Genomic DNA, 19,424 nt, shown 5'->3' with positions numbered 1-19,424 from the left:
TGCCGGCAAGGGGCGTTGCATTTTGGCCACAATCTGTTGCTTGAGGGTAACAGAGGGGTTTGCGGCCGAATAGGCCCGCGTGCCCGGCCGTCGGAAACACGGGCGCGTGGCACCCGGTTCCACGCGGCCGGCGCCACCCCGGAAAATGCGATGTGATGCCGGCGGCCCATGGGTAGACGGCCGGGGAGCGGTGCGGCAGATGACGGAAGGCGTGAGCCTGCTTTCGAACGGACAGGATGGCGGGGCGGTTGCCGATCGGCGCGCCTCCTTTGCCCTGCCGGGCCTGCTGCTGGCCGGCGGCGCGCTGGTTGCCGCGACCATGTCGCTGTTCATCCTGCTTGGCCTGACGCCGATCAAGCCGGAAGCCAACGTCGTGATCGCATCGGCGACGATCAACGCGCTCTTCGTCGTCGGCCTGATGTTCCTGATCGGCCGCGAGATCCTGCGGCTGCTGCGCGCCCGCAGCCGCGGCCGTGCCGCCGCAAGGCTGCATGTGCGCATCGTCGCGCTGTTCTCGATCGTCGCGATCACGCCGGCCGTGCTCGTCGCCATCTTCGCCTCCATCACGCTCGATGTCGGCCTCGACCGCTGGTTCTCCATCCGCACCCAGTCGATCGTCAGCTCGTCGCTCAACGTGGCGCAGGCCTATGTGCTGGAAAATGCGAGCTACCTGCAGGGGCAGACGGCCTCGATGGCCAACGACCTCGACCGGAACCGCCAGCTCTACAGCCTCGACCGGACCGGCTTCATCGAGCTGATGACGCGGCAGGCGCGCGGGCGCGGCATGCTCGGCGCCTTCCTGCTGCGGGCGGACGGATCGACGATCCTGCAGGCGAGCATCCCCACGGAAAACCCGCTGCCGCCGATCCCGGAAAGCGCCCTCAGGGCATCCGCCAGCGGCCAGCCGACGCTCATTCCGCCGGGCACGACGAACCTCGTCGGCGCCATCATCAAGCTGGAGAACATACCGGACGCCTTCCTCTACACCATCCGCACCGTCGATCCCGAGGTGATGCGCTCGATGCGCCTGATGGAGGAGAACACCGCCGAATACCGCGCGCTCGAAGCCGGGCGCACGACGCTGCAGATCGCCTTCGGCGTTCTCTATCTCGGCTTCGCGCTGATCGTGCTCCTTGCCGCGATCTGGACCGCGATCGCGGTGGCCGACCGTATCGTGCGGCCGATCCGCCAGTTGATCGGCGCGGCCGACAGCGTGGCCTCGGGCAATCTCGACGTCAGCGTGCCCGTGCGCATCGCCGACGGCGACGTCGGCAACCTCTCGCGCACCTTCAACAAGATGATCGCCGAGATCCGCGCCCAGCAGGACCAGATCCTCGACGCCAAGGACGAGGTCGACCACCGCCGCCGCTTCATCGAGGCGGTGCTGTCGGGCGTGACCGCCGCCGTCATCGGCGTGGAGGGCGACGGCCGCGTGACCATCGCCAATCTCTCGGCGGAAATCCTGCTCGGACGGGAGGTCGACGATCTCATCGGCCAGCCGCTCGCCGAGGTCGCGCCGGAAATCGCCGCCGTGCTGGCGGAAGGCTCGACCCGCCACCGCCACGACTATCGCCGGCAGGTCAACATCATGCATGGCGGCAAGGAGCGGACGCTGAACGTGCAGGTGACGCGCGAGGAGGCGAAGGATGCGCAGGAATCCTACGTCGTCACCATCGACGACATCACGGACCTCGTCATCGCACAGCGCTCGACCGCCTGGGCGGACGTGGCGCGCCGCATCGCGCACGAGATCAAGAACCCGCTGACGCCGATCCAGCTTTCCGCCGAACGCATCCGCCGCCGCTACGGCAAGCAGATCGACCAGGAGGACCGCGCCGTCTTCGACCAGTGTACGGACACCATCGTGCGGCAGGTCGAGGACATCGGCCGCATGGTGGACGAGTTCTCCGCCTTCGCGCGCATGCCGAAGCCGACGAAGGAACGCTCGGACCTGCGCGGCATCCTGAAGGATGCGGTGTTCCTGCGCGAGATGGGCAACAGCCACGTCGCCTTCCACAAGGACCTCGGCGAGGTGCCGCTGACGGGGCTCTTCGACGCGCGCATGCTCGGCCAGGCCTTCGGCAATCTCATCAAGAACGCGGTCGAGGCCATCGAGGCGCTGCCGCCGGATGTTTCGCGCGAGGAACGCAAGGTTCTCGTGCGGGCGATGGCCGACGATGCGGGCCGCCGCTTCGTCGTCGACGTCGTCGACAACGGCAAGGGCCTCCCGACCGAGAACCGGCACCGCATTCTCGAACCCTATATGACGATGCGCGAGAAGGGCACGGGGCTCGGCCTCGCAATCGTCAAGAAGATCATCGAAGACCATGGCGGGCAGCTCGAGCTGCACGATGCGCCTGCGGACTTCGACCACGGCCACGGGGCGATGATCCGCGTGATCCTGCCCTACGAGGAAACGGTGGCCACCGATGCGGATAATAAGAGCAAGGAAATGAGCCATGGCGTCTGATATTCTCGTAGTGGACGACGAGGAGGACATCCGCGAGATCGTCTCCGGCATTCTCTCGGACGAGGGGCACGAGACGCGCACCGCCTATGACAGCGACAGCGCGCTTGCCGCCATCAGCGACCGCGTGCCGCGCCTCGTCTTCCTCGACATCTGGATGCAGGGCAGCAAGCTCGACGGCCTCGCGCTGCTCGACGAGATCAAGAGCCGCCACCCGGACCTGCCGGTGGTGATGATCTCCGGCCACGGCAATATCGAGACGGCCGTCTCGGCGATCCGCCGCGGCGCCTACGACTTCATCGAGAAGCCCTTCAAGGCCGACCGGCTGATCCTGATCGCCGAGCGGGCGCTGGAGAATTCCAAGCTGCGGCGCGAGGTGACGGAGCTGAAGAAGCGCTCGGGCGATCCGGCCGAGCTCATCGGCACTTCAGTGGCCGTCTCGCAGCTTCGCCAGAACATCGAGAAGGTGTCCCCGACCAACAGCCGAATCATGATCCTCGGCCCCTCCGGTTCCGGCAAGGAACTGGTGGCGCGGATGATCCACCGCAAGTCGAGCCGTGCGGGCGGACCGTTCGTCGTGCTGAACGCGGCGGCCATCACGCCGGAGCGCATGGAGATCGCGCTGTTCGGCACGGAGGGCACGCCCGGCCAGACGCGCCGGACGGGCGCGCTGGAAGAGGCCCATGGCGGCATCCTCTATCTCGACGAGATCGGCGAGATGCCGCGCGAGACGCAGAACAAGATCCTGCGCGTGCTTGTCGACCAGCAGTTCGAGCGCGTCGGCGGCTCGAAGCGGGTGAGGGTGGATGTGCGCATCATCTCCTCCACCGCCTACAACCTCGAAAGCCTGATCGCCGAGGGCGGTTTTCGCGAGGACCTCTACCATCGCCTCGCCGTGGTGCCGGTGCGCGTGCCGCCGCTTGCCGAGCGGCGCGAGGACATTCCCTTCCTCGTCGACATGTTCATGCGCCAGATCAGCGAGCAGGCCGGCATCCGGGCGCGCAAGATCGGCGACGATGCGCTCGCCGTGCTCCAGGCGCACGACTGGCCGGGCAATATCCGCCAGCTCCGCAACAATATCGAGCGCCTGATGATCCTTGCCCGCAGCGACGGTCCCGATACGGCGATCACGGCCGACATGCTGCCGACGGAAGTCGGCGACATGCTGCCGAAGATCTCCACCCAGGGCGACCAGCACATCATGACGCTGCCGCTGCGCGAGGCACGCGAGATGTTCGAGCGGGACTACCTGATCGCCCAGATCAACCGTTTCGGCGGCAACATCTCCCGCACGGCCGAGTTCGTCGGCATGGAACGCTCCGCGCTCCATCGCAAACTGAAGTCGCTTGGCGTATAAGGCCCTCGGGGACTTGAGGGATTCGACGCTATGAAGGTCATCATCTGCGGCGCCGGACGCGTCGGCTACGGTATCGCAGAGCGTCTCTCGCAGGAGGGCAACGACGTGTCGGTCATCGACATGCAGCCCTCGCTCATATCGGCCATCACCGAGACGCTCGACGTCAGCGGCGTCGTCGGCCACGGCGCGCATCCGGAAGTGCTGGCCAAGGCCGGCGCCGACCAGGCGGACATGCTCATCGCCGTCACCCTGTTCGACGAGATCAACATGGTCGCCTGCCAGGTGGCGCATTCGCTCTTCAACGTGCCGACCAAGATCGCCCGCATCCGCTCGCAGAGCTACCTGGCGCCGGAATATTCGGACCTCTTCTCGCGCGAGAACCTGCCCATCGACGTCACCATCTCGCCGGAGGTGGAGGTGGGCAAGATGGTCCTGCGGCGCATCTCCTTCCCCGGCGCGACGGATGTGGTGCGCTTTGCCGACGACCGCATCGTCATGATCGCGATCGAATGCATGGAGGATTGCCCGGTCGTGGAGACGCCGCTGAAGCAGCTCAGCGAGCTCTTCCCGGACCTCAACGCCACCGTCACCGGCATCTACTCCAACGGCAGGCTGTTCGTGCCGAACTCGTCCGACCAGCTCCATTCCGGCGATCTCGCCTATGTCGTCTGCGACAAGGGCCATGTGCGGCGCACGCTCGCGCTCTTCGGCCACGAGGAGCAGGAGGCGGCCCGCATCGTCATCGCCGGCGGCGGCAATATCGGCTATTTCGTCGCCAAGGCCATCGAGGACTACCAGCCGAAGACGCGGCTGAAGATCATCGAGAGCGATCGCGAGCGCGCCGTCGCCATCGCCGACAAGCTGCGCAACGCCGTCGTCCTGCATGGCTCCGCGCTCGACCAGAAGATGCTGCTCCAGGCCGACATTCAGGATGCCGACCTCATCGTCGCGCTCACCAACAACGACCAGATCAACATCCTCGGCTCCGTCATGGCCAAGCGCCTCGGCTGCAAGCAGAACCTGGTGCTGATCAACGATCCGACCTATGAGGACTTCACCAAGAGCCTCGGCATCGACGCGCATATCAACCCGCGCGCCGTCACCATCTCCGGCATCCTGCAGCACGTCCGCAAGGGCCGCATCCGCGCGGTCTATGCCGTGCAGAAGGGCTCCGCCGAGGTGATCGAGGCCGAGGCGCTGGAGACCTCGCCGCTCGTCGGCCGCCCCTTGCGCGAGATCGAGCTGCCGCCGGGCATCCGCATCGGCGCGATCTACCGCGACCAAACGGTCGTCCGCCCGGACGGCAGCACGAAGATCAAGGCGAAGGACCGGGTGGTGCTCTTTGCCGCCGCCGCGGCCGTGCGTCATGTCGAGCAGCTCTTCCGCGTCAGCATCCAGTATTTCTAGGATCCCTCCATGCCCCGTTTCGCCTATGTCAACGGCCGTTACGTCCGCCATGCCGACGCCGCGGTGCATATCGAGGACCGCGGCTTCGTGTTCGCCGATGCGGTCTACGAGGTCTGCCAGGTACGGGAACGGTGCATCGTCGACCTTTCCCGCCATCTCGACCGGCTCGACCGCTCGCTTGGCGAAATCCGCATCCGCCCGCCGATGCCGCGCGCGGCGCTCGTGGGAATCATGCGCGAGGTGCTTCGCCGCAACCGGGTGGTCGACGGCATGGTCTATCTCCAGGTGACGCGCGGCGTCGCCCGCCGCGACCATGTGTTCCCGTCGCCAGAGGTGCGCGCGTCGCTCGTCGTCACGGCAAAATCGCTGGACCCCGCGGTGAGCGCCGCGAAATACGCCGCCGGCATCAGGGCGGTCACGGTTCCCGACAACCGCTGGGGGCGGGTGGACATCAAGACCGTCGGCCTCCTGCCGAACGTGCTGGCGCGCCAGCAGGCGAAGGAGGCGGGCGCACAGGAAGCGATCTTCGTCGATGCCGAGGGCAATGTGACGGAGGGCGGGGCAACGAACCTGTGGATCGTCGACCGCGCCGGAACGCTCGTCACGCGGCCCGCCGACCATGCGATCCTGCGCGGCATCACCCGCACGACGCTGATGGACGTTGCCGCCAAGCTCGGCATTTTGGTGGAGGAGCGGTGCTTTTCCACCGCGGAAATGCTGGAAGCACGGGAAGTCTTCGTCACCGGCGCGACGACGATATGCCTGCCGGTCGTTTCCATCGACGGCAAGACGATCGCCAACGGGCACCCCGGCATGACCGCGCAGAAAATTCGCGACGCTTTTTTCGTCGTTGCGGAGAAGACCGCGATTTGATACCAAACTCGGCGGTCCGGGAGTTTGTGCCCGGCGTGGGGACATTTATTTTCAGTCAACCGGTCTCAAGGGCCGGCAATCAGAAAGAAGCGGCGCCATGGCGGAACGTTCTCAGAACCTGCAGGATCTTTTTCTTAATACCGTTCGCAAGCAAAAGATTTCCCTGACGATCTTCCTCATCAACGGGGTCAAGCTGACCGGGGTTGTCACCTCTTTCGACAACTTCTGTGTGCTCCTGCGTCGCGACGGTCACTCGCAGCTCGTGTACAAGCACGCGATCTCCACCATCATGCCCGGCCAGCCGCTGCAGATGTTCGAGACCGAGGAAAGCGGCTCCTGACAGGACCCACGAAAATTAGCAAAACCGATTCCCGCAAGGACTCCATCGTCCCGGACGCCGAAAAGCACCGGGACGACATGCGCGCCGTCGTCATCGTCCCTGTATTGAAGGCTGCGCGCGCCAAGCCCGATCCGGCGGCGCCGGCCCCGCGGTCCGACGAGGCGCGCCTGGAGGAGGCCGTGGGCCTCGCCCGGGCCATCGACCTCACGGTGGCCTACTCGGCCATCGTTCCGGTGGCGCAGCCCAAGCCCGGCACGCTTCTCGGCACCGGCAAGATCGAGGAGTTCAAGGCTGCGCTCGACGAGCACGATGCCGGCCTCGTCATCGTCGACCATCCCCTGACGCCCGTGCAGCAGCGCAATCTCGAGAAGGAATGGAACGCCAAGGTCATCGACCGCACCGGCCTCATTCTCGAAATCTTCGGCCGCCGTGCCTCCACCAAGGAAGGCACGCTGCAGGTCGAGCTCGCCCATCTCAACTACCAGCGCGGCCGCCTCGTGCGCAGCTGGACCCACCTTGAGCGCCAGCGCGGCGGCGCCGGCTTCATGGGCGGTCCGGGCGAAACGCAGATCGAGGCCGACCGCCGGCTGCTGCAGGACAAGATCGTCAAGCTGGAGCGCGAACTGGAGCAGGTGCGCCGCACCCGCCAGCTTCACCGTTCCAAGCGCAAGAAGGTGCCGCATCCCATCGTCGCGCTTGTCGGCTATACGAATGCCGGCAAGTCGACGCTGTTCAACCGCATCACCGGCGCAGGGGTGCTCGCCGAGGACATGCTCTTCGCCACGCTCGACCCGACGCTGCGCCGCATGAAGCTGCCGCAGGGCCGCACCGTCATCCTCTCCGATACGGTGGGCTTCATCTCCAACCTGCCGACCCACCTCGTCGCCGCCTTCCGCGCGACGCTGGAAGAGGTGCTGGAGGCGGACCTGATCCTGCATGTGCGCGACATGTCCGACCCGGACAACGGCGCGCAATCGTCCGACGTGCTGCGCATCCTCGCCGATCTCGGCATCGACGAGAAGGACGGCGCGGAACGTATCCTCGAAGTCTGGAACAAGATCGACCGGCTGGAGCCCGAGGCGCGCGAAGCGCTGGTGCAGAAGGCGGGTAGCCAGCCGAACGTGATTGCCGTGTCCGCCATTTCGGGCGAGGGGGTCGATACGCTGCTGGCCGAGATCAACCAGCGGCTCTCCGGCGTGCTTGTCGACCGCGACGTCGTCGTGCCTGTCATGCAGTTGCAGCTTCTGCCGTGGATCTACGACCATTCGATCGTCGACGCCCGCGAGGACCTCGAGGACGGCAACGTGCGGCTGGAACTGCGGCTGACGGAAACGGAAGCCGCCGAACTCGACCGCCGTCTCGGCCTCGGCGGCAGGCCGGCGCGCGAGGAGTGGGAGCGCTGAGGGGAAAAAGCCCCTCATCCCGCTGCCGCGACCTTCTCCCCGCAGGCGGGGAGAAGGCAGATATGGCAATGTCCGATTTGCTCGTTGGCGGCGATAGTTCAGGAAACCGGATCGGTATAGGCCTTCGCCCCTCTTGGGAGAAGGTGCCGGCAGGCGGATGAGGGGCAGCCAGGCTTACTTCGCCAACTGCCGTTCGATCCCCTTCGCCGCCTGCCACAGCCCTTCCATCCGCTCCAGCGTCGCTTCTTCGAGGCTTTCGCCATTGGCCGCAAGGCTGTCCTCGATGTGCGAGAACCGGTTGCGGAACTTGGTGTTCGTGCCGCGCAGCGCCATTTCCGGGTCGGCACCGACATGACGGCCGATATTGACCAGCGCGAAGATCAGGTCGCCGAGTTCGTCCGCAACCGCCGCCTTGTCGTCGTTGTGCAGCGCTTCGCGCAATTCGCCGATCTCCTCCTCGATCTTGTCGAGGATCGGTGCAGGCTCCGACCAGTCGAAGCCGACCTTCGCTGCGCGCTCCTGAAGCTTGAGCGCCTCGACGAGCGCCGGAAACGAGCGCTGTACCGAACCGAGATGGCCGTGCAGCGGGTCCTCCGGCAGTCCGCGCCTCGCGCGGCGCTCCTTGCGCTCCTGCTTTTCCGCCTGCTTGATCGCATCCCATTGCAGCTTCACCGCCTCTGGCGTGTCCGCGCCCGAGCGGGCGAAGACATGCGGGTGGCGCCGGATCATCTTGCGTGTCACGGCCTCGACGACGCTGCCGAAATCGAACGTGCCACGCTCCTCCGCCATGCGGGCATGGAAAACCACCTGCAGCAGGAGATCGCCCAGTTCCTCGCAAAGATCGTCCATGTCGTTCCGCTCGATCGCGTCGGCGACCTCGTAGGCCTCCTCGATCGTATAGGGCTTGATCGTCTCGAAGGTCTGGACGATGTCCCACGGGCAGCCGGTCTCGGGCTGGCGCAGGGCGGCCATGATTTCGATCAGGCGTTCGATGTCGCGGCTCGGCTGCATGGTGGCTCTCGGATTGGTGGCTTTCGGAAGCGCGTGCGGCTTCGTCCGGCATCCTTAGCTGCCGGCGCGGCAGGCAGGCAAGGGCGGCCGGTGACTTATGCTCAAAATGCGGGAGGCAGGAGCAAAACAATACGCCCCTCCAAGGCCATTGGAATTTCTGTTTCTTTTGTTCCTGGCCGATTTTCGCGATAGTGCGCACACTTCAACCGGACCAGGCCATGACCGAAGCGCAACAGAAGCTTTCGACATTCCCGGCGTTCTTCCGCGTCAGCGGCAGGATGGTCGTTGTCGTGGGCGAGGGCGAAGAGGCTTTCGCCAAGGCGCGCCTGCTCTTCAACACGGATGCCCGGATCGTCGTCCTGGCCGAGGCGCCGGAAGCCGATTTCGCCCGCTTCATCGCCGAGAAGGGCCTCGTGCTCGTCCGCGTGCCCTTCTCGAAGGACGCCATCGCGGACGCGACGCTCGTGTTTGCCGCCACGGGCGACGCAGCCGCCGACCGCGCCATTTCCACGGCCGCCCGCGCACTGCGCATCCCGGTCAATGCCGTGGATCAGCCCGACTATTGCGATTTCTTCACGCCGGCGCTCGTCAACCGCGCGCCGGTCGCCGTCGCCATCGGTACGGAAGGCGCAGGGCCGGTGCTCGCGCAGATGATCCGCGCTCAGGTCGACCAGATCCTCTCGCCGTCGCTCGGTCGTCTCGCGAACCTTGCCAGCGGCTACCGCGAGGCCGTCGACCGCATCCTGCCGCGTGGTGTCACCCGCCGAGTCTTCTGGCGCCGTTTCTTCCACGGCGCGGTCGCCGACGCCGTCGACAATGGCGACATGGAACTGGCGCGCCGCTCCGCCAATACGCTGCTGAATTCGCAGGGCAGGGCCGCCGGCCATGTCTGGCTCGTCGGCGCGGGTCCCGGTGCGGAGGACCTGCTGACGCTGCGCGCCCAGCGCGTGATGATGGAAGCCGATGTCATCGTCTTCGACGCGCTCGTGCCGCAGGCCATCGTCGACATGGGCCGGCGCGATGCCGAGCGCCTGTCCGTCGGCAAGCGCAAGGGCTGCCATTCCAAGTCGCAGGAAGAGATCAACGACCTGCTGGTGGCGCTCGGCAAGGCGGGAAAACGCGTCGTGCGCCTGAAATCCGGCGATCCGCTCGTCTACGGCCGCGCGGGCGAAGAAATGGCCGCGCTCCGCCAGGCCGGCATCACCTACGAAATCGTGCCCGGCATCACCTCGGCCTTCGCCGCGGCCGCCGATTTCGAGTTGCCGCTGACGCTGCGCGGCGTCGCCTCCTCGCTCGTCTTCACGACGGGCCACGACCTGACGGGTGCCGTCCTGCCGGACTGGGCGCGGCTTGCCATTTCCGGCGCCACCGTCGCCGTCTATATGGGCCGCACGGTCGCCGCCTCCGTCGCCGCCCGGTTGATGGATGCCGGCCTTCCGGCAGAGACGACCGTCGCGGTGGTGGAAAACGCCAGCCGCCGCGAAAAGCGGCTGATGCACGGCACGCTCAAGGACCTTCCGGGCCTCGAATATCGCGACGAGCTTTCCGGCCCGGTCATGGTGATCATCGGCGAAGCCGTCGCCGGCGCCAATTTCGAACATTCCGAACCGCTCGCCGCGCGCGATCAGGTTCGCGTCACAGCAGCATTGGGAGCATGACATGGCAGACAAGGTTCTGACAGCCAATCGCCTTTCCGACGGCATCTCCGTCTGGCTGGATGCCGCCGGCAACTGGAACGAGCAGCTCCAGGCCGCCTTCGTCGCGCGCCACAAGGAGGCCGTCGACGCCCTGGAAGCCACCGGCAAGCAGGCTTTCGCCGACAACAAGGTGGTTGACGTGAACGTCGTCGATGTCGAAGAGGTGGACGGCGTGCTGCGTCCGCTGCGCATGCGCGAGCGCATCCGGGCCTTCGGCCCGACCATCGCCTACGCCGCCGGTTACGCCGGCCTGACCGCGACGGCCGTGCCGGCCGCCTGAGGATTTTGCATGTATCGCTACGACGAATTCGACCACGCCTTTGTCTCCGGCCGCGTTGAGCAGTTCCGCGACCAGGTCGCCCGCCGTCTTTCCGGCGAGCTGGCGGAGGATGCGTTCAAGCCGCTGCGCCTGATGAACGGCGTCTATCTCCAGCTTCACGCCTACATGCTGCGCGTCGCCATTCCCTACGGCACGCTGAATGCGCGCCAGATGCGCATGCTGGCGCATATCGCCCGCAAGTACGACCGCGGCTACGGCCACTTCACCACGCGCCAGAACATCCAGTACAACTGGCCGAAGCTCTCCGAGCTGCCCGATGCGCTGGCCGAGCTCGCGACCGTCGAGATGCACGCCCTCCAGACCTCCGGCAACTGCATTCGCAACGTCACGGCCGACCATTTCGCCGGTGCTGCGGCCGACGAGGTCGCCGATCCCAGGCCCTATGCCGAGATCCTGCGCCAATGGTCCTCCGTCCACCCGGAATTCTCTTTCCTGCCGCGCAAGTTCAAGATCGCCGTCACCGGCGCCGAGCGCGACCGCGCGGCCATCCAGGTGCATGACATCGGCCTGCACCTGAAGAAGAACGAGAAGGGCGAGATCGGCTTTGCCGTCTATGTCGGCGGCGGACAGGGCCGCACGCCCATGATCGCCAAGAAGATCCGCGACTTCCTGCCGGAAGAGGACCTCCTGTCCTACACGACCGCGGTCATGCGCGTGTACAACCTCCACGGCCGACGCGACAACAAGTACAAGGCGCGCATCAAGATCCTGGTGCACGAGACGGGCGCGGAAGAACTGGCGCGGCAGGTCGAAGTCGAGTTCGCCGCGCTCAGGGACACCGAACTGAAGCTGCCGGAAAGCGACGTCGCCGCGATCTCCGCCTATTTCGCGCCGCCGGAACTTGCACCGCGCGCCGAAGGCTGGGCAAGCCTTGCCCAGTGGAAGAAGGCCGACCCGGACTTCGCCCGCTGGGTGCACCAGAACGTGCAACCGCACAAGCATCCCGACTACGGCATGGTGACGATCTCCCTGAAGCCCATCGGCGGCATTCCGGGCGATGCGACCGATGCGCAGATGGAGGCCGTCGCCGACATCGCCGCGGAATACGCCTTCGACGAGATCCGCGTCAGCCACGAGCAGAACCTCATCCTGCCGCATGTGGCGCTGGCCGATCTCGAAGCGGTCTATCGCGGCCTCGTCGCGGCGGGCCTCGCGACCGCCAATGCCGGCCTCATCACCGACATCATCGCCTGTCCGGGGCTGGACTACTGCGCGCTGGCCAACGCCCGCTCGATCCCCGTCGCGCAGGAGATTTCCACACGCTTCGGCGCGCCGGAGCGCCAGGCCGAAATCGGCGAGCTGAAGATCAAGATTTCCGGCTGCATCAATGCCTGCGGCCACCATCATGTCGGCCATATCGGCCTTCTGGGCGTCGAGAAGAAGGGCGAGGAACTCTACCAGATCACGCTGGGCGGCTCGGGCGACGAGAACACGTCGATCGGCGAGATCATCGGCCGCGGCTTCGAGCCGGAGAAGGTGACGGATGCCATCGAGGTGATCGTCGATACCTATCTCGGCCTTCGCCTCGACCCGTCCGAGACCTTCCTGACCGCCTATCGCCGCGTCGGGCCGCAGCCCTTCAAGGATGCGCTCTACGGCGACAAGACGGCCGAAGCGGCCTGAGGAGAACGGTCATGACGAAAATCTGGAACGAATCCGGCTTCGTGTCCGACGATCCCTGGATCATCGAGACCGAGGATCTCCAGGCCGGCTCGAACGAGAAGGCGATCCTCGGCCTTGATGCCTTCCTCGCCAAAGTCGCTGAAAGTGACGAGACGGGCCTCGGCGTGCTGATCAACCCGGCCGATGACGTGCGCAGGCTGGAAGGCCATCTCGACCGGCTGGCGCTGGTCGCGGTCGCGTTCCCGGTCTTCAACGACGGCCGCGCTTTCAGCCATGCCTCACTGCTGCGTTCGCGGCTCGGTTACGGGGGCGAGGTGCGGGCGGTCGGCGACGTGCTGATCGACCAGATTCCGCTGATGCTGCGCTGCGGCATCGACAGCTTCGCCGTCAGCAACGCGACGGCATTGAAGCGGCTTGCGGAAAACCGCCTGCCGGGCATCGACAACCACTACCAGCCGGCCGCGCGCCCCGCGCAGGACGTCGGTTCCTATAGCTGGCGCCGGCGGGCCTGATTTCGGGCCCGTTTCCGGCAATCGACCGGCGAATGGCCGCAATCGCGGCGTAGTCTTGAGCAAGATCAAGGACAAAGGCCGCGCGCCGCGCGAAAAGAGGCGGGCGGCAAACTATTGCGCGGCCAATCGGCGCATTGGAACGGAATACCTTCCTTTGTCGCTCAACATGTAATATCTGCCTATCGTCAAGTTTTTCCGACGCAAGCCAGGATCGATCCCGAAATGAACGCACCTGCCAAGACCGAAGACTTTGTGGCAACCGTACCGGCCGGCGTTTTCGCCGAGACGGTGACGAGCGTGCAGCACTATACGGATCGCCTGTTCCGCTTCCGCATGACGCGGCCGGAAAGCTTCCGCTTCCGCTCCGGCGAGTTCGCGATGATCGGCCTGATGGTCGGCGACAAGCCGATCTACCGCGCCTATTCCATCGCAAGCCCATCCTGGGACGAGGAGCTGGAATTCTTCTCGATCAAGGTGCCGGACGGCCCGCTGACCTCGCATCTCCAGCAGATCAAGCCCGGCGACACCGTGCTGATGCGCAAGAAGCCGACCGGCACGCTCGTCCTCGACGCGCTGACGCCCGGCAAGCGTCTCTACATGTTCTCCACCGGCACCGGCATCGCGCCCTTCGCCAGCCTCATCCGCGACCCGGAGACCTACGAGAAGTTCGACGAGGTCATCCTGACGCATACCTGCCGCGAGGTCGCCGAGCTGAAATACGGCTTCGACCTCGTCGAGGAAATCCGCAATCACGAATTCCTGGCCGAAGTCGTCGGCAACAAGCTGCGCCACTATGCGACGGTGACCCGCGAGGACTATCCGTTCCAGGGCCGCATCACCGACCTCATCTCCAACGGCAAGATGTTCGCCGATCTCGGCGTACCGCATTTCGACCCGGCGATCGACCGCGGCATGATCTGCGGCTCCGCGGCGATGCTGAAGGAAACCAAGGCGTTGCTGGAACAGGCCGGCCTCACCGAGGGTGCCAACAGCAAGCCCGCCGAGTTCGTCATCGAGCGCGCCTTCGTCGACTGAGCGAACGGACATTCATGGAAAAGGCGCCCGCGGGCGCCTTTTTTGTGGGTGTTCTCCCTCAGTCGGACAGGTGGTCCAGAAGGTCCGCCATCGCGGCTGCGGCGTCGGGACCATCGCCGTTGCGAATGGCGCGGATCACCTTCACATGCAGGTCCACCGAGCGATCCATATGCCTGTGGTCGGCGCGGGAAAACCACAGGCGGCGCGAATGAGTCTGCAAGGGGGCGAGGGCCGCGGTGAGGAACCGGTTCGGGCAAGCCTCCTCCATGATCTCGTCGAAAGCCTTGTCGGCGGCCAGGAAGCCCTCCAGGTCGGACCGGATGGAGCAGGCGGTCATTTCCTGCGCGCAGGCGACGAGCCGCTCGCGATGCCCGTCATCCGCGTGGCGGGCGACGAGATCGGCGGCGAGGGGTTCGAGCTGCCGGCGCGTCGCCATGACGTCGGCATGGTCTTCCGGACGGATCGCGCTGATCTGCAGTCCGGCGCGCGGGCGCACCGCGACGAGGCCCTGCCATTCCAGCTTCTGGATCGCCTCGCGCACCGGCGTGCGGCCATGGCCGGCAAGATCGATGAGCTGCTTCTCCGTGACAAGGGAGCCGGGCTTCAGCCTGAGCGTGACGATGAGCCTTTCGAGCACAAGATAGGCGAGGTGCGCTTGCGACGCCGCGGTTTCCGTCATTGCGATGTCCCGGTTGATATATCACATCGTGGCATGTCGCAAAACGGATGACAAGGTCAGTGATATATCAGGCGCGGTGCGTGCGTTGTTGGAGTCCTTCAAGCGCTTGCCGGCTACCCTCCCTCCGGCGTAACGAGTATCGCGCTCTTTAATGAAGGCGCGTGCGCAGGCGGCCTCGAAGGACGCCCAGCGACTGCGAACCTGGCAAGTAACCTTGGCGCCCGCACCGCCATCGCCGGCAGTGCAGGAACACCGGATGAGATATGGACGGGCGACACGGAGAACCGCAGCGTGAACTGGTCGCGGGTCCTGAAATACGTGACCTGTCGCGCCTTGCGACCGCCAGATCCGGGCGCTCCGGACCGCCGCCGAGGCCGGTTGCAAAAGCTGTTTCCGGTGCATTTTCCGGGTTGACCCGGCAGAACCTCCTGCATATGTTCCGCGCACTTCCGCGGGGCGCCTTCGCCACGCTCGGGAGCGCGTAGCTCAGCCGGTAGAGCAACTGACTTTTAATCAGTAGGTCCAGGGTTCGAATCCCTGCGCGCTCACCACCTTCCTTACGTCAAGCCGGATGCATGACATTTCGCCGCGTTCCCCAAAAGGTGATTGGCAGGAGCGGGGTGCGGCGGCTATCAGAGGGCGGAGGCGCGGGCGGGCCGGTTTGGGGCCTCGGACCGCTTCCTCCGACCCTTGCGGAGTAGCCCCTTGTCGATTGCCGATATTTCCCTTCTGAGCGCGCTTCTGGCCGGGGCGCTGTCGTTCCTGTCGCCCTGCGTCCTGCCGCTCGTGCCGCCCTATCTGTGCTATATGGCCGGCATCTCGGTGGACCAGTTCCGCGGCAACGAGGCGGTGGCGGTGCGGCGCGATGCGCGCGGGGCGGTGCTGCTGGCGGCCTTCTTCTTCACCCTCGGCTTTGCGACGGTGTTCGTGGCGCTCGGCGCCGGGGCGTCGACGATTGGCATGGTGCTGCGCAAGCATCTCGACATTCTCGCGCAGGTCGGCGGCGTCATTATCATCCTGATGGGGCTGCATTTCCTCGGCGTGCTGCGCATCGGCCTCTTTGCCCGCGAGGCGCGGTTCCAGGGCGGCGGCAAGCCGGCGACGGCCTCGGGCGCCTATATCATGGGCCTTGCCTTCGCCTTCGGCTGGACGCCCTGCATCGGTCCGGTCCTCGGGGCGATCCTCGGTGTCGCGGCCGCGCGTGAAACGGTCGGCGACGGCGCGGCGCTGCTGGCCGTCTATTCGCTCGGCCTTGCCGTCCCGTTCTGGATCGCGGCCGGCTTTTCCGGTGCCTTCATGCGCTTCCTCGTGCGCTTCCGCCGCCATCTCGGCACCGTGGAAAAAGTCATGGGCGTGCTCCTGATCCTCACGGGCCTCGCCTTCATCTTCGGCTATATCAGCGCCGTCGCCATCTGGTTCCAGCAGACGTTTCCCATTCTCTCGCAGATCGGCTAGCCCTCCGAAGAAGCGACCGGAGATACGTGGTGCTCCGAAAGGTCAGGCCTGCTTCCGGGCGACCCGATCCTTCAGGCCCTCGCGAAGGGCTCTCAGCGAGCCGAGCGGCTCGATGCCCTCGCGCATCACGATGCTGCGCAGCGGCCCGAGCGCCGAGAGCAGGTGCAGCCCGGCAGACCGCAGGAACTGCACCGGCAGGAAATCGGAGAGCAGCGAGCGGTTGAGGAGGTCGACGCTGAGGGTGCGCGAGCGGATGTCGGCCTGGCGCTTGCGGTCGAACCGCGCGCCGATGGCCGCATAGGCGGCCGGTTCGCTATCGCCGATCAGCTCTTTGAGCGCCATGATGTCGCGCAGGCTCAGGTTGAGCCCCTGCGCGCCGATCGGTGGAAACGCATGCGCGGCCTCGCCCACAAGCACGAAGCGGCCCTTGCCGAAATGGTCGGCCGTCATGCCGGAAAGCGGGAAGCTCTGCGCGCCGTCCTCGACGGACACCTTGCCGAGCATGGACTGCATGCGCGCCTCGACGGCCTGGCCGAGATCGGCGGCCGGCAGCTCGCGCAGCCGCGCCGCCTCCTTCGGCGGCAGCACCCAGACGAGGCTCGAGCGCTGGCCGGGCAGGGGAACCTGCGTGAACGGGCCGCTTTCCGTGTGGAACTCCGTCGAGACGTTGCCGTGCGGCCGCTCATGCGCGAAGTTGAGCACGAGCGCGGACTGCGGATAGGACCAGGCGCGAACGCCGATGCCGGCGCCGTCGCGGATGCGCGATTTCTTCCCGTCCGCGCCGACGACGAGCCCAGCGAGGACGCGTTCCCCGTCGTCGAGCACCAGCTCGATCCCGTTCTCGAAGGCATTGGCGGCCGTCACGCCGTTTTCCAGCCGCGCGATATTGCCCTGCGCCGCGATCCGTTCGTCCAGCATCGCAAGGAACGGCGTGTTCGGGATGTTGTAGCCGAAGGCGTCGAGGCCCACTTCGCCGGAGCGGAAGGCGACCGGCGGGGCGCGCAGGAGCCGGGTCGTGCCGTCGATGATCTGCATGGTCTCCAGCGCGGCCGCATGCGGTGCGATCGCTTCCCAGAGGCCAAGCGTCTTCAGGAAGGCGATGGACTGGTCCATGAGCGCCGTCGTGCGGCCGTCGGCGGCGCGGGTCGGCGGGGCGATCAAGGCCACGCTGCGGCCCGAATCGGCAAGCGCAAGGGCTGCAAGGCTGCCGGCGAGGCCGGCGCCGACGATCGCGATATCGAATTGTCTCATGACCGACCTCCGGGAGGGGAAAGCGTTTCCCACAGTTTTGCGATGCTTCTAGCGGCCAAGAGTAGGGCCGCAAAGAGGCAATTTCCATGGGATGAATCCGCACAGGGCCGGATGCGTGCCGGCCGATCGCGGTTTTTCACTGGCGAGGGCGGGCAATCAATGCATATTACGGCAAGATACGAAGAGGGCGCGTCCGGCGGATCGCGGCCGAAAAAGCCCCAAGGGATGGACGGCGAACCGCAATGAAGTTCTTCAACTACAAACGCGTACCCTACGCGGAAATCCGTGCCTTTTCCGTCCATATCCTGACGGCATCCGGCTCGTTCCTCGCCTTCCTCGGCGTGGTGGCCGCGGGCGAGCACCGCTTCGTCGACATGTTCTGGTGGCTGGGCCTGGCGCTGCTCGTCGACGGCATCGACGGGCCGATCGCCCGCAAGGTCCGCGTCAAGGAAGTGCTGCCCAACTGGTCCGGCGATACGCTGGACAACGTCATCGACTACGTGACCTACGTGCTGCTGCCGGCCTTCGCGCTCTACCAGAGCGGCATGATCGGCGAGCCGTGGTCCTTCGTGGCGGCGGGCGCCATCGTGGTGTCGAGCGCCATCTATTATGCCGACATGGGCATGAAGACGGACGAGAATTTCTTCTCCGGCTTTCCGGTCGTCTGGAACATGGTGGTCTTCACGCTCTTCGTCATCCAGGCGAGCGAGCTGACGGCGTCGATCATCGTCTTCGTCTCCGTTCTCCTCACCTTCATGCCGATCAACTTCCTGCATCCGGTGCGCGTCGAGCGGTTGCGCCTCGTCAATCTTGCCATCTTCTTCCTCTGGGCGCTTCTCGGCATCTATGCGCTGCTCCTGCATTTCCAAACGCCGGCCTGGGTCGTGTGGGGCGTGGTGGGCACCGGGCTCTATCTCTATGTCATCGGCGCCGTGATGCAGGCCTTTCCCGGCCTCGGCCGGCGCGACAACCGATAGGAGCATGACATGACCAAGGCGATCGTCGTCCGCAGCCTCGGCGGACCGGAAGTCCTGAAGCTCGAGGAAATGCCGCTCGGCCCGCCGGCCCCGGGCGAGGTCCGGATCGCGCAGGCGGCCGTCGGCCTCAATTTCATCGACGTCTATTTCCGCACCGGCCTTTACAAGACCGAACTGCCCTTCGTTCCGGGCAAGGAAGGGGCGGGAACGATCACGGCGCTGGGCGAGGGCGTCACGGATTTCGCGGTCGGCGACCGCGTCGCCTACGCGTCGGCGGATGGTGCCTATGCGGCCGAGAACAACGTGCCGACAAAGCACCTGGTGAAGGTGCCGGAGGGCATTTCGCTGGAGACGGCGGCGGCGATGATGCTGAAGGGCATGACGGCGCAATACCTCTTGCTGCAGACCTACCGGGTGAAGCCCGGCAGCGTGATCCTGTTCCACGCGGCCGCGGGCGGCGTCGGCCTCATCGCCGGCCAGTGGGCGAAGGCGCTGGGCGCCACGGTGATCGGCACCGCGGGCTCGCAGGCGAAGATCGATCTGGCGCTGGCGCACGGCTACGATCACGTCATCGACTACGGCAAGGAGGACTTCGCCGCGCGGGTCCGCGAGCTGACGAACGGGGCGGGCGTCGACGTCGTCTATGATTCCGTCGGCAAGGATACCTTCCCGAAATCGCTGGACTGCCTCAAGCCGCGCGGCCTCTTCGTCAGCTTCGGCAACTCCTCCGGCCCGGTCGATGCCTTCAATCTCGGCCTTCTGGCGCAGAAGGGCTCGCTCTTCGCCACCCGTCCGACGCTCTTCCATTACATCGCGACGCGCGAGGCGCTCGATGCATGTGCAAACTCGCTCTTTGATGTTGTGCAAGGCAACAAAGTGCGTATCAATATTCATCAGACTTATCCGTTGGCGGATGCCGGGCGCGCGCACACGGATCTGGAAACAAGAAAAACGAGTGGAACGACGTTGCTCATTCCCTGACAACGACCCGAAGGGC

17 protein-coding genes and 1 tRNA gene are annotated in these 19,424 nt (G+C 65.9%); 15 read left to right on the top strand and 3 right to left on the bottom strand.

The features are described from left to right. Positions 1–199: 199 nt before the first annotated feature. The 6 genes from L0976_RS18530 (at position 200) to hflX (ending at position 7,847) form a co-directional block, all read left to right on the top strand. Positions 200–2,470, top strand: a complete 2,271-nt coding sequence (locus tag L0976_RS18530) for a PAS domain-containing sensor histidine kinase (protein WP_203318837.1) — start codon at positions 200–202, stop codon at positions 2,468–2,470. Next, positions 2,460–3,824 carry a sigma-54 dependent transcriptional regulator gene (locus tag L0976_RS18525; protein WP_234188749.1) on the top strand — a complete coding sequence of 455 codons (1,365 nt, stop codon included), beginning with the start codon at positions 2,460–2,462 and terminating at the stop codon, positions 3,822–3,824. The genes L0976_RS18530 and L0976_RS18525 overlap by 11 nt, the downstream gene beginning before the upstream one ends. A gap of 30 nt (positions 3,825–3,854) precedes the next feature. Then, the gene (gene trkA / locus L0976_RS18520) at positions 3,855–5,231 is read left to right on the top strand and encodes a Trk system potassium transporter TrkA (protein ID WP_234188748.1); all 1,377 of its coding nucleotides are present in this window, start codon (positions 3,855–3,857) and stop codon (positions 5,229–5,231) included. Between the two features lie 9 nt (positions 5,232–5,240). Then, the gene (locus L0976_RS18515) at positions 5,241–6,104 is read left to right on the top strand and encodes a D-amino-acid transaminase (RefSeq protein WP_234188747.1); all 864 of its coding nucleotides are present in this window, start codon (positions 5,241–5,243) and stop codon (positions 6,102–6,104) included. A gap of 97 nt (positions 6,105–6,201) precedes the next feature. Beyond that, positions 6,202–6,444 (top strand): RNA chaperone Hfq, encoded by a 243-nt coding sequence (gene hfq, locus L0976_RS18510; RefSeq protein WP_023514954.1) that lies wholly within the window; start codon positions 6,202–6,204, stop codon positions 6,442–6,444. A 77-nt stretch (positions 6,445–6,521) separates the two neighbouring features. Next, positions 6,522–7,847 (top strand): GTPase HflX, encoded by a 1,326-nt coding sequence (hflX, locus tag L0976_RS18505; RefSeq protein ID WP_234188745.1) that lies wholly within the window; start codon positions 6,522–6,524, stop codon positions 7,845–7,847. 174 nt (positions 7,848–8,021) lie between these two features. On the opposite strand, the gene mazG is transcribed toward hflX, so the two are convergent. Beyond that, positions 8,022–8,858 carry a nucleoside triphosphate pyrophosphohydrolase gene (mazG, locus tag L0976_RS18500; protein WP_234188743.1) on the bottom strand — a complete coding sequence of 279 codons (837 nt, stop codon included), beginning with the start codon at positions 8,856–8,858 and terminating at the stop codon, positions 8,022–8,024. Positions 8,859–9,076: 218 nt separating this feature from the next. Between mazG and cysG the strand changes: the two genes are divergently transcribed. The 5 genes from cysG (at position 9,077) to L0976_RS18475 (ending at position 14,065) form a co-directional block, all read left to right on the top strand. Continuing rightward, the gene (gene cysG / locus L0976_RS18495; protein WP_234188742.1) at positions 9,077–10,516 is read left to right on the top strand and encodes a siroheme synthase CysG; all 1,440 of its coding nucleotides are present in this window, start codon (positions 9,077–9,079) and stop codon (positions 10,514–10,516) included. A 1-nt stretch (position 10,517) separates the two neighbouring features. Beyond that, positions 10,518–10,835 carry a DUF2849 domain-containing protein gene (locus L0976_RS18490; RefSeq protein ID WP_234188741.1) on the top strand — a complete coding sequence of 106 codons (318 nt, stop codon included), beginning with the start codon at positions 10,518–10,520 and terminating at the stop codon, positions 10,833–10,835. Between the two features lie 9 nt (positions 10,836–10,844). Continuing rightward, positions 10,845–12,518, top strand: coding sequence for a nitrite/sulfite reductase (locus tag L0976_RS18485; RefSeq protein WP_234188739.1), 1,674 nt, complete (start codon positions 10,845–10,847; stop codon positions 12,516–12,518). An 11-nt stretch (positions 12,519–12,529) separates the two neighbouring features. Continuing rightward, positions 12,530–13,030, top strand: a complete 501-nt coding sequence (locus tag L0976_RS18480; RefSeq protein ID WP_234188737.1) for a DUF934 domain-containing protein — start codon at positions 12,530–12,532, stop codon at positions 13,028–13,030. A gap of 222 nt (positions 13,031–13,252) precedes the next feature. Further along, positions 13,253–14,065, top strand: a complete 813-nt coding sequence (locus L0976_RS18475; RefSeq protein WP_234188736.1) for a ferredoxin--NADP reductase — start codon at positions 13,253–13,255, stop codon at positions 14,063–14,065. Positions 14,066–14,123: 58 nt separating this feature from the next. On the opposite strand, the gene L0976_RS18470 is transcribed toward L0976_RS18475, so the two are convergent. Beyond that, positions 14,124–14,744: a GntR family transcriptional regulator gene (locus L0976_RS18470; RefSeq protein ID WP_234188734.1), complete on the bottom strand. Its 621-nt coding sequence runs from the start codon at positions 14,742–14,744 to the stop codon at positions 14,124–14,126. A gap of 475 nt (positions 14,745–15,219) precedes the next feature. Between L0976_RS18470 and L0976_RS18465 the strand changes: the two genes are divergently transcribed. Together L0976_RS18465 and L0976_RS18460 are read left to right on the top strand one after the other, a co-directional pair. Then, positions 15,220–15,295: transfer RNA gene (locus L0976_RS18465), tRNA-Lys, on the top strand. A 154-nt stretch (positions 15,296–15,449) separates the two neighbouring features. Further along, the gene (locus L0976_RS18460) at positions 15,450–16,199 is read left to right on the top strand and encodes a cytochrome c biogenesis CcdA family protein (protein ID WP_234188732.1); all 750 of its coding nucleotides are present in this window, start codon (positions 15,450–15,452) and stop codon (positions 16,197–16,199) included. A 42-nt stretch (positions 16,200–16,241) separates the two neighbouring features. On the opposite strand, the gene L0976_RS18455 is transcribed toward L0976_RS18460, so the two are convergent. Continuing rightward, positions 16,242–17,450 (bottom strand): UbiH/UbiF family hydroxylase, encoded by a 1,209-nt coding sequence (locus L0976_RS18455; protein WP_234188730.1) that lies wholly within the window; start codon positions 17,448–17,450, stop codon positions 16,242–16,244. A gap of 242 nt (positions 17,451–17,692) precedes the next feature. On the opposite strand from L0976_RS18455, the gene pcsA reads away from it, so the two are divergent. Then, positions 17,693–18,427 carry a phosphatidylcholine synthase gene (gene pcsA / locus L0976_RS18450; RefSeq protein ID WP_203318850.1) on the top strand — a complete coding sequence of 245 codons (735 nt, stop codon included), beginning with the start codon at positions 17,693–17,695 and terminating at the stop codon, positions 18,425–18,427. A gap of 9 nt (positions 18,428–18,436) precedes the next feature. Then, positions 18,437–19,408, top strand: a complete 972-nt coding sequence (locus L0976_RS18445; RefSeq protein WP_203318851.1) for a quinone oxidoreductase — start codon at positions 18,437–18,439, stop codon at positions 19,406–19,408. Positions 19,409–19,424: the final 16 nt, after the last annotated feature.

Source organism: Shinella sp. NM-101, assembly GCF_021401195.1.
Taxonomy (GTDB): Bacteria; Pseudomonadota; Alphaproteobacteria; order Rhizobiales; family Rhizobiaceae; genus Shinella.
Note: the sequence above shows the minus strand (reverse complement) of the source record. Positions and strands in the feature narration are given on the sequence as shown.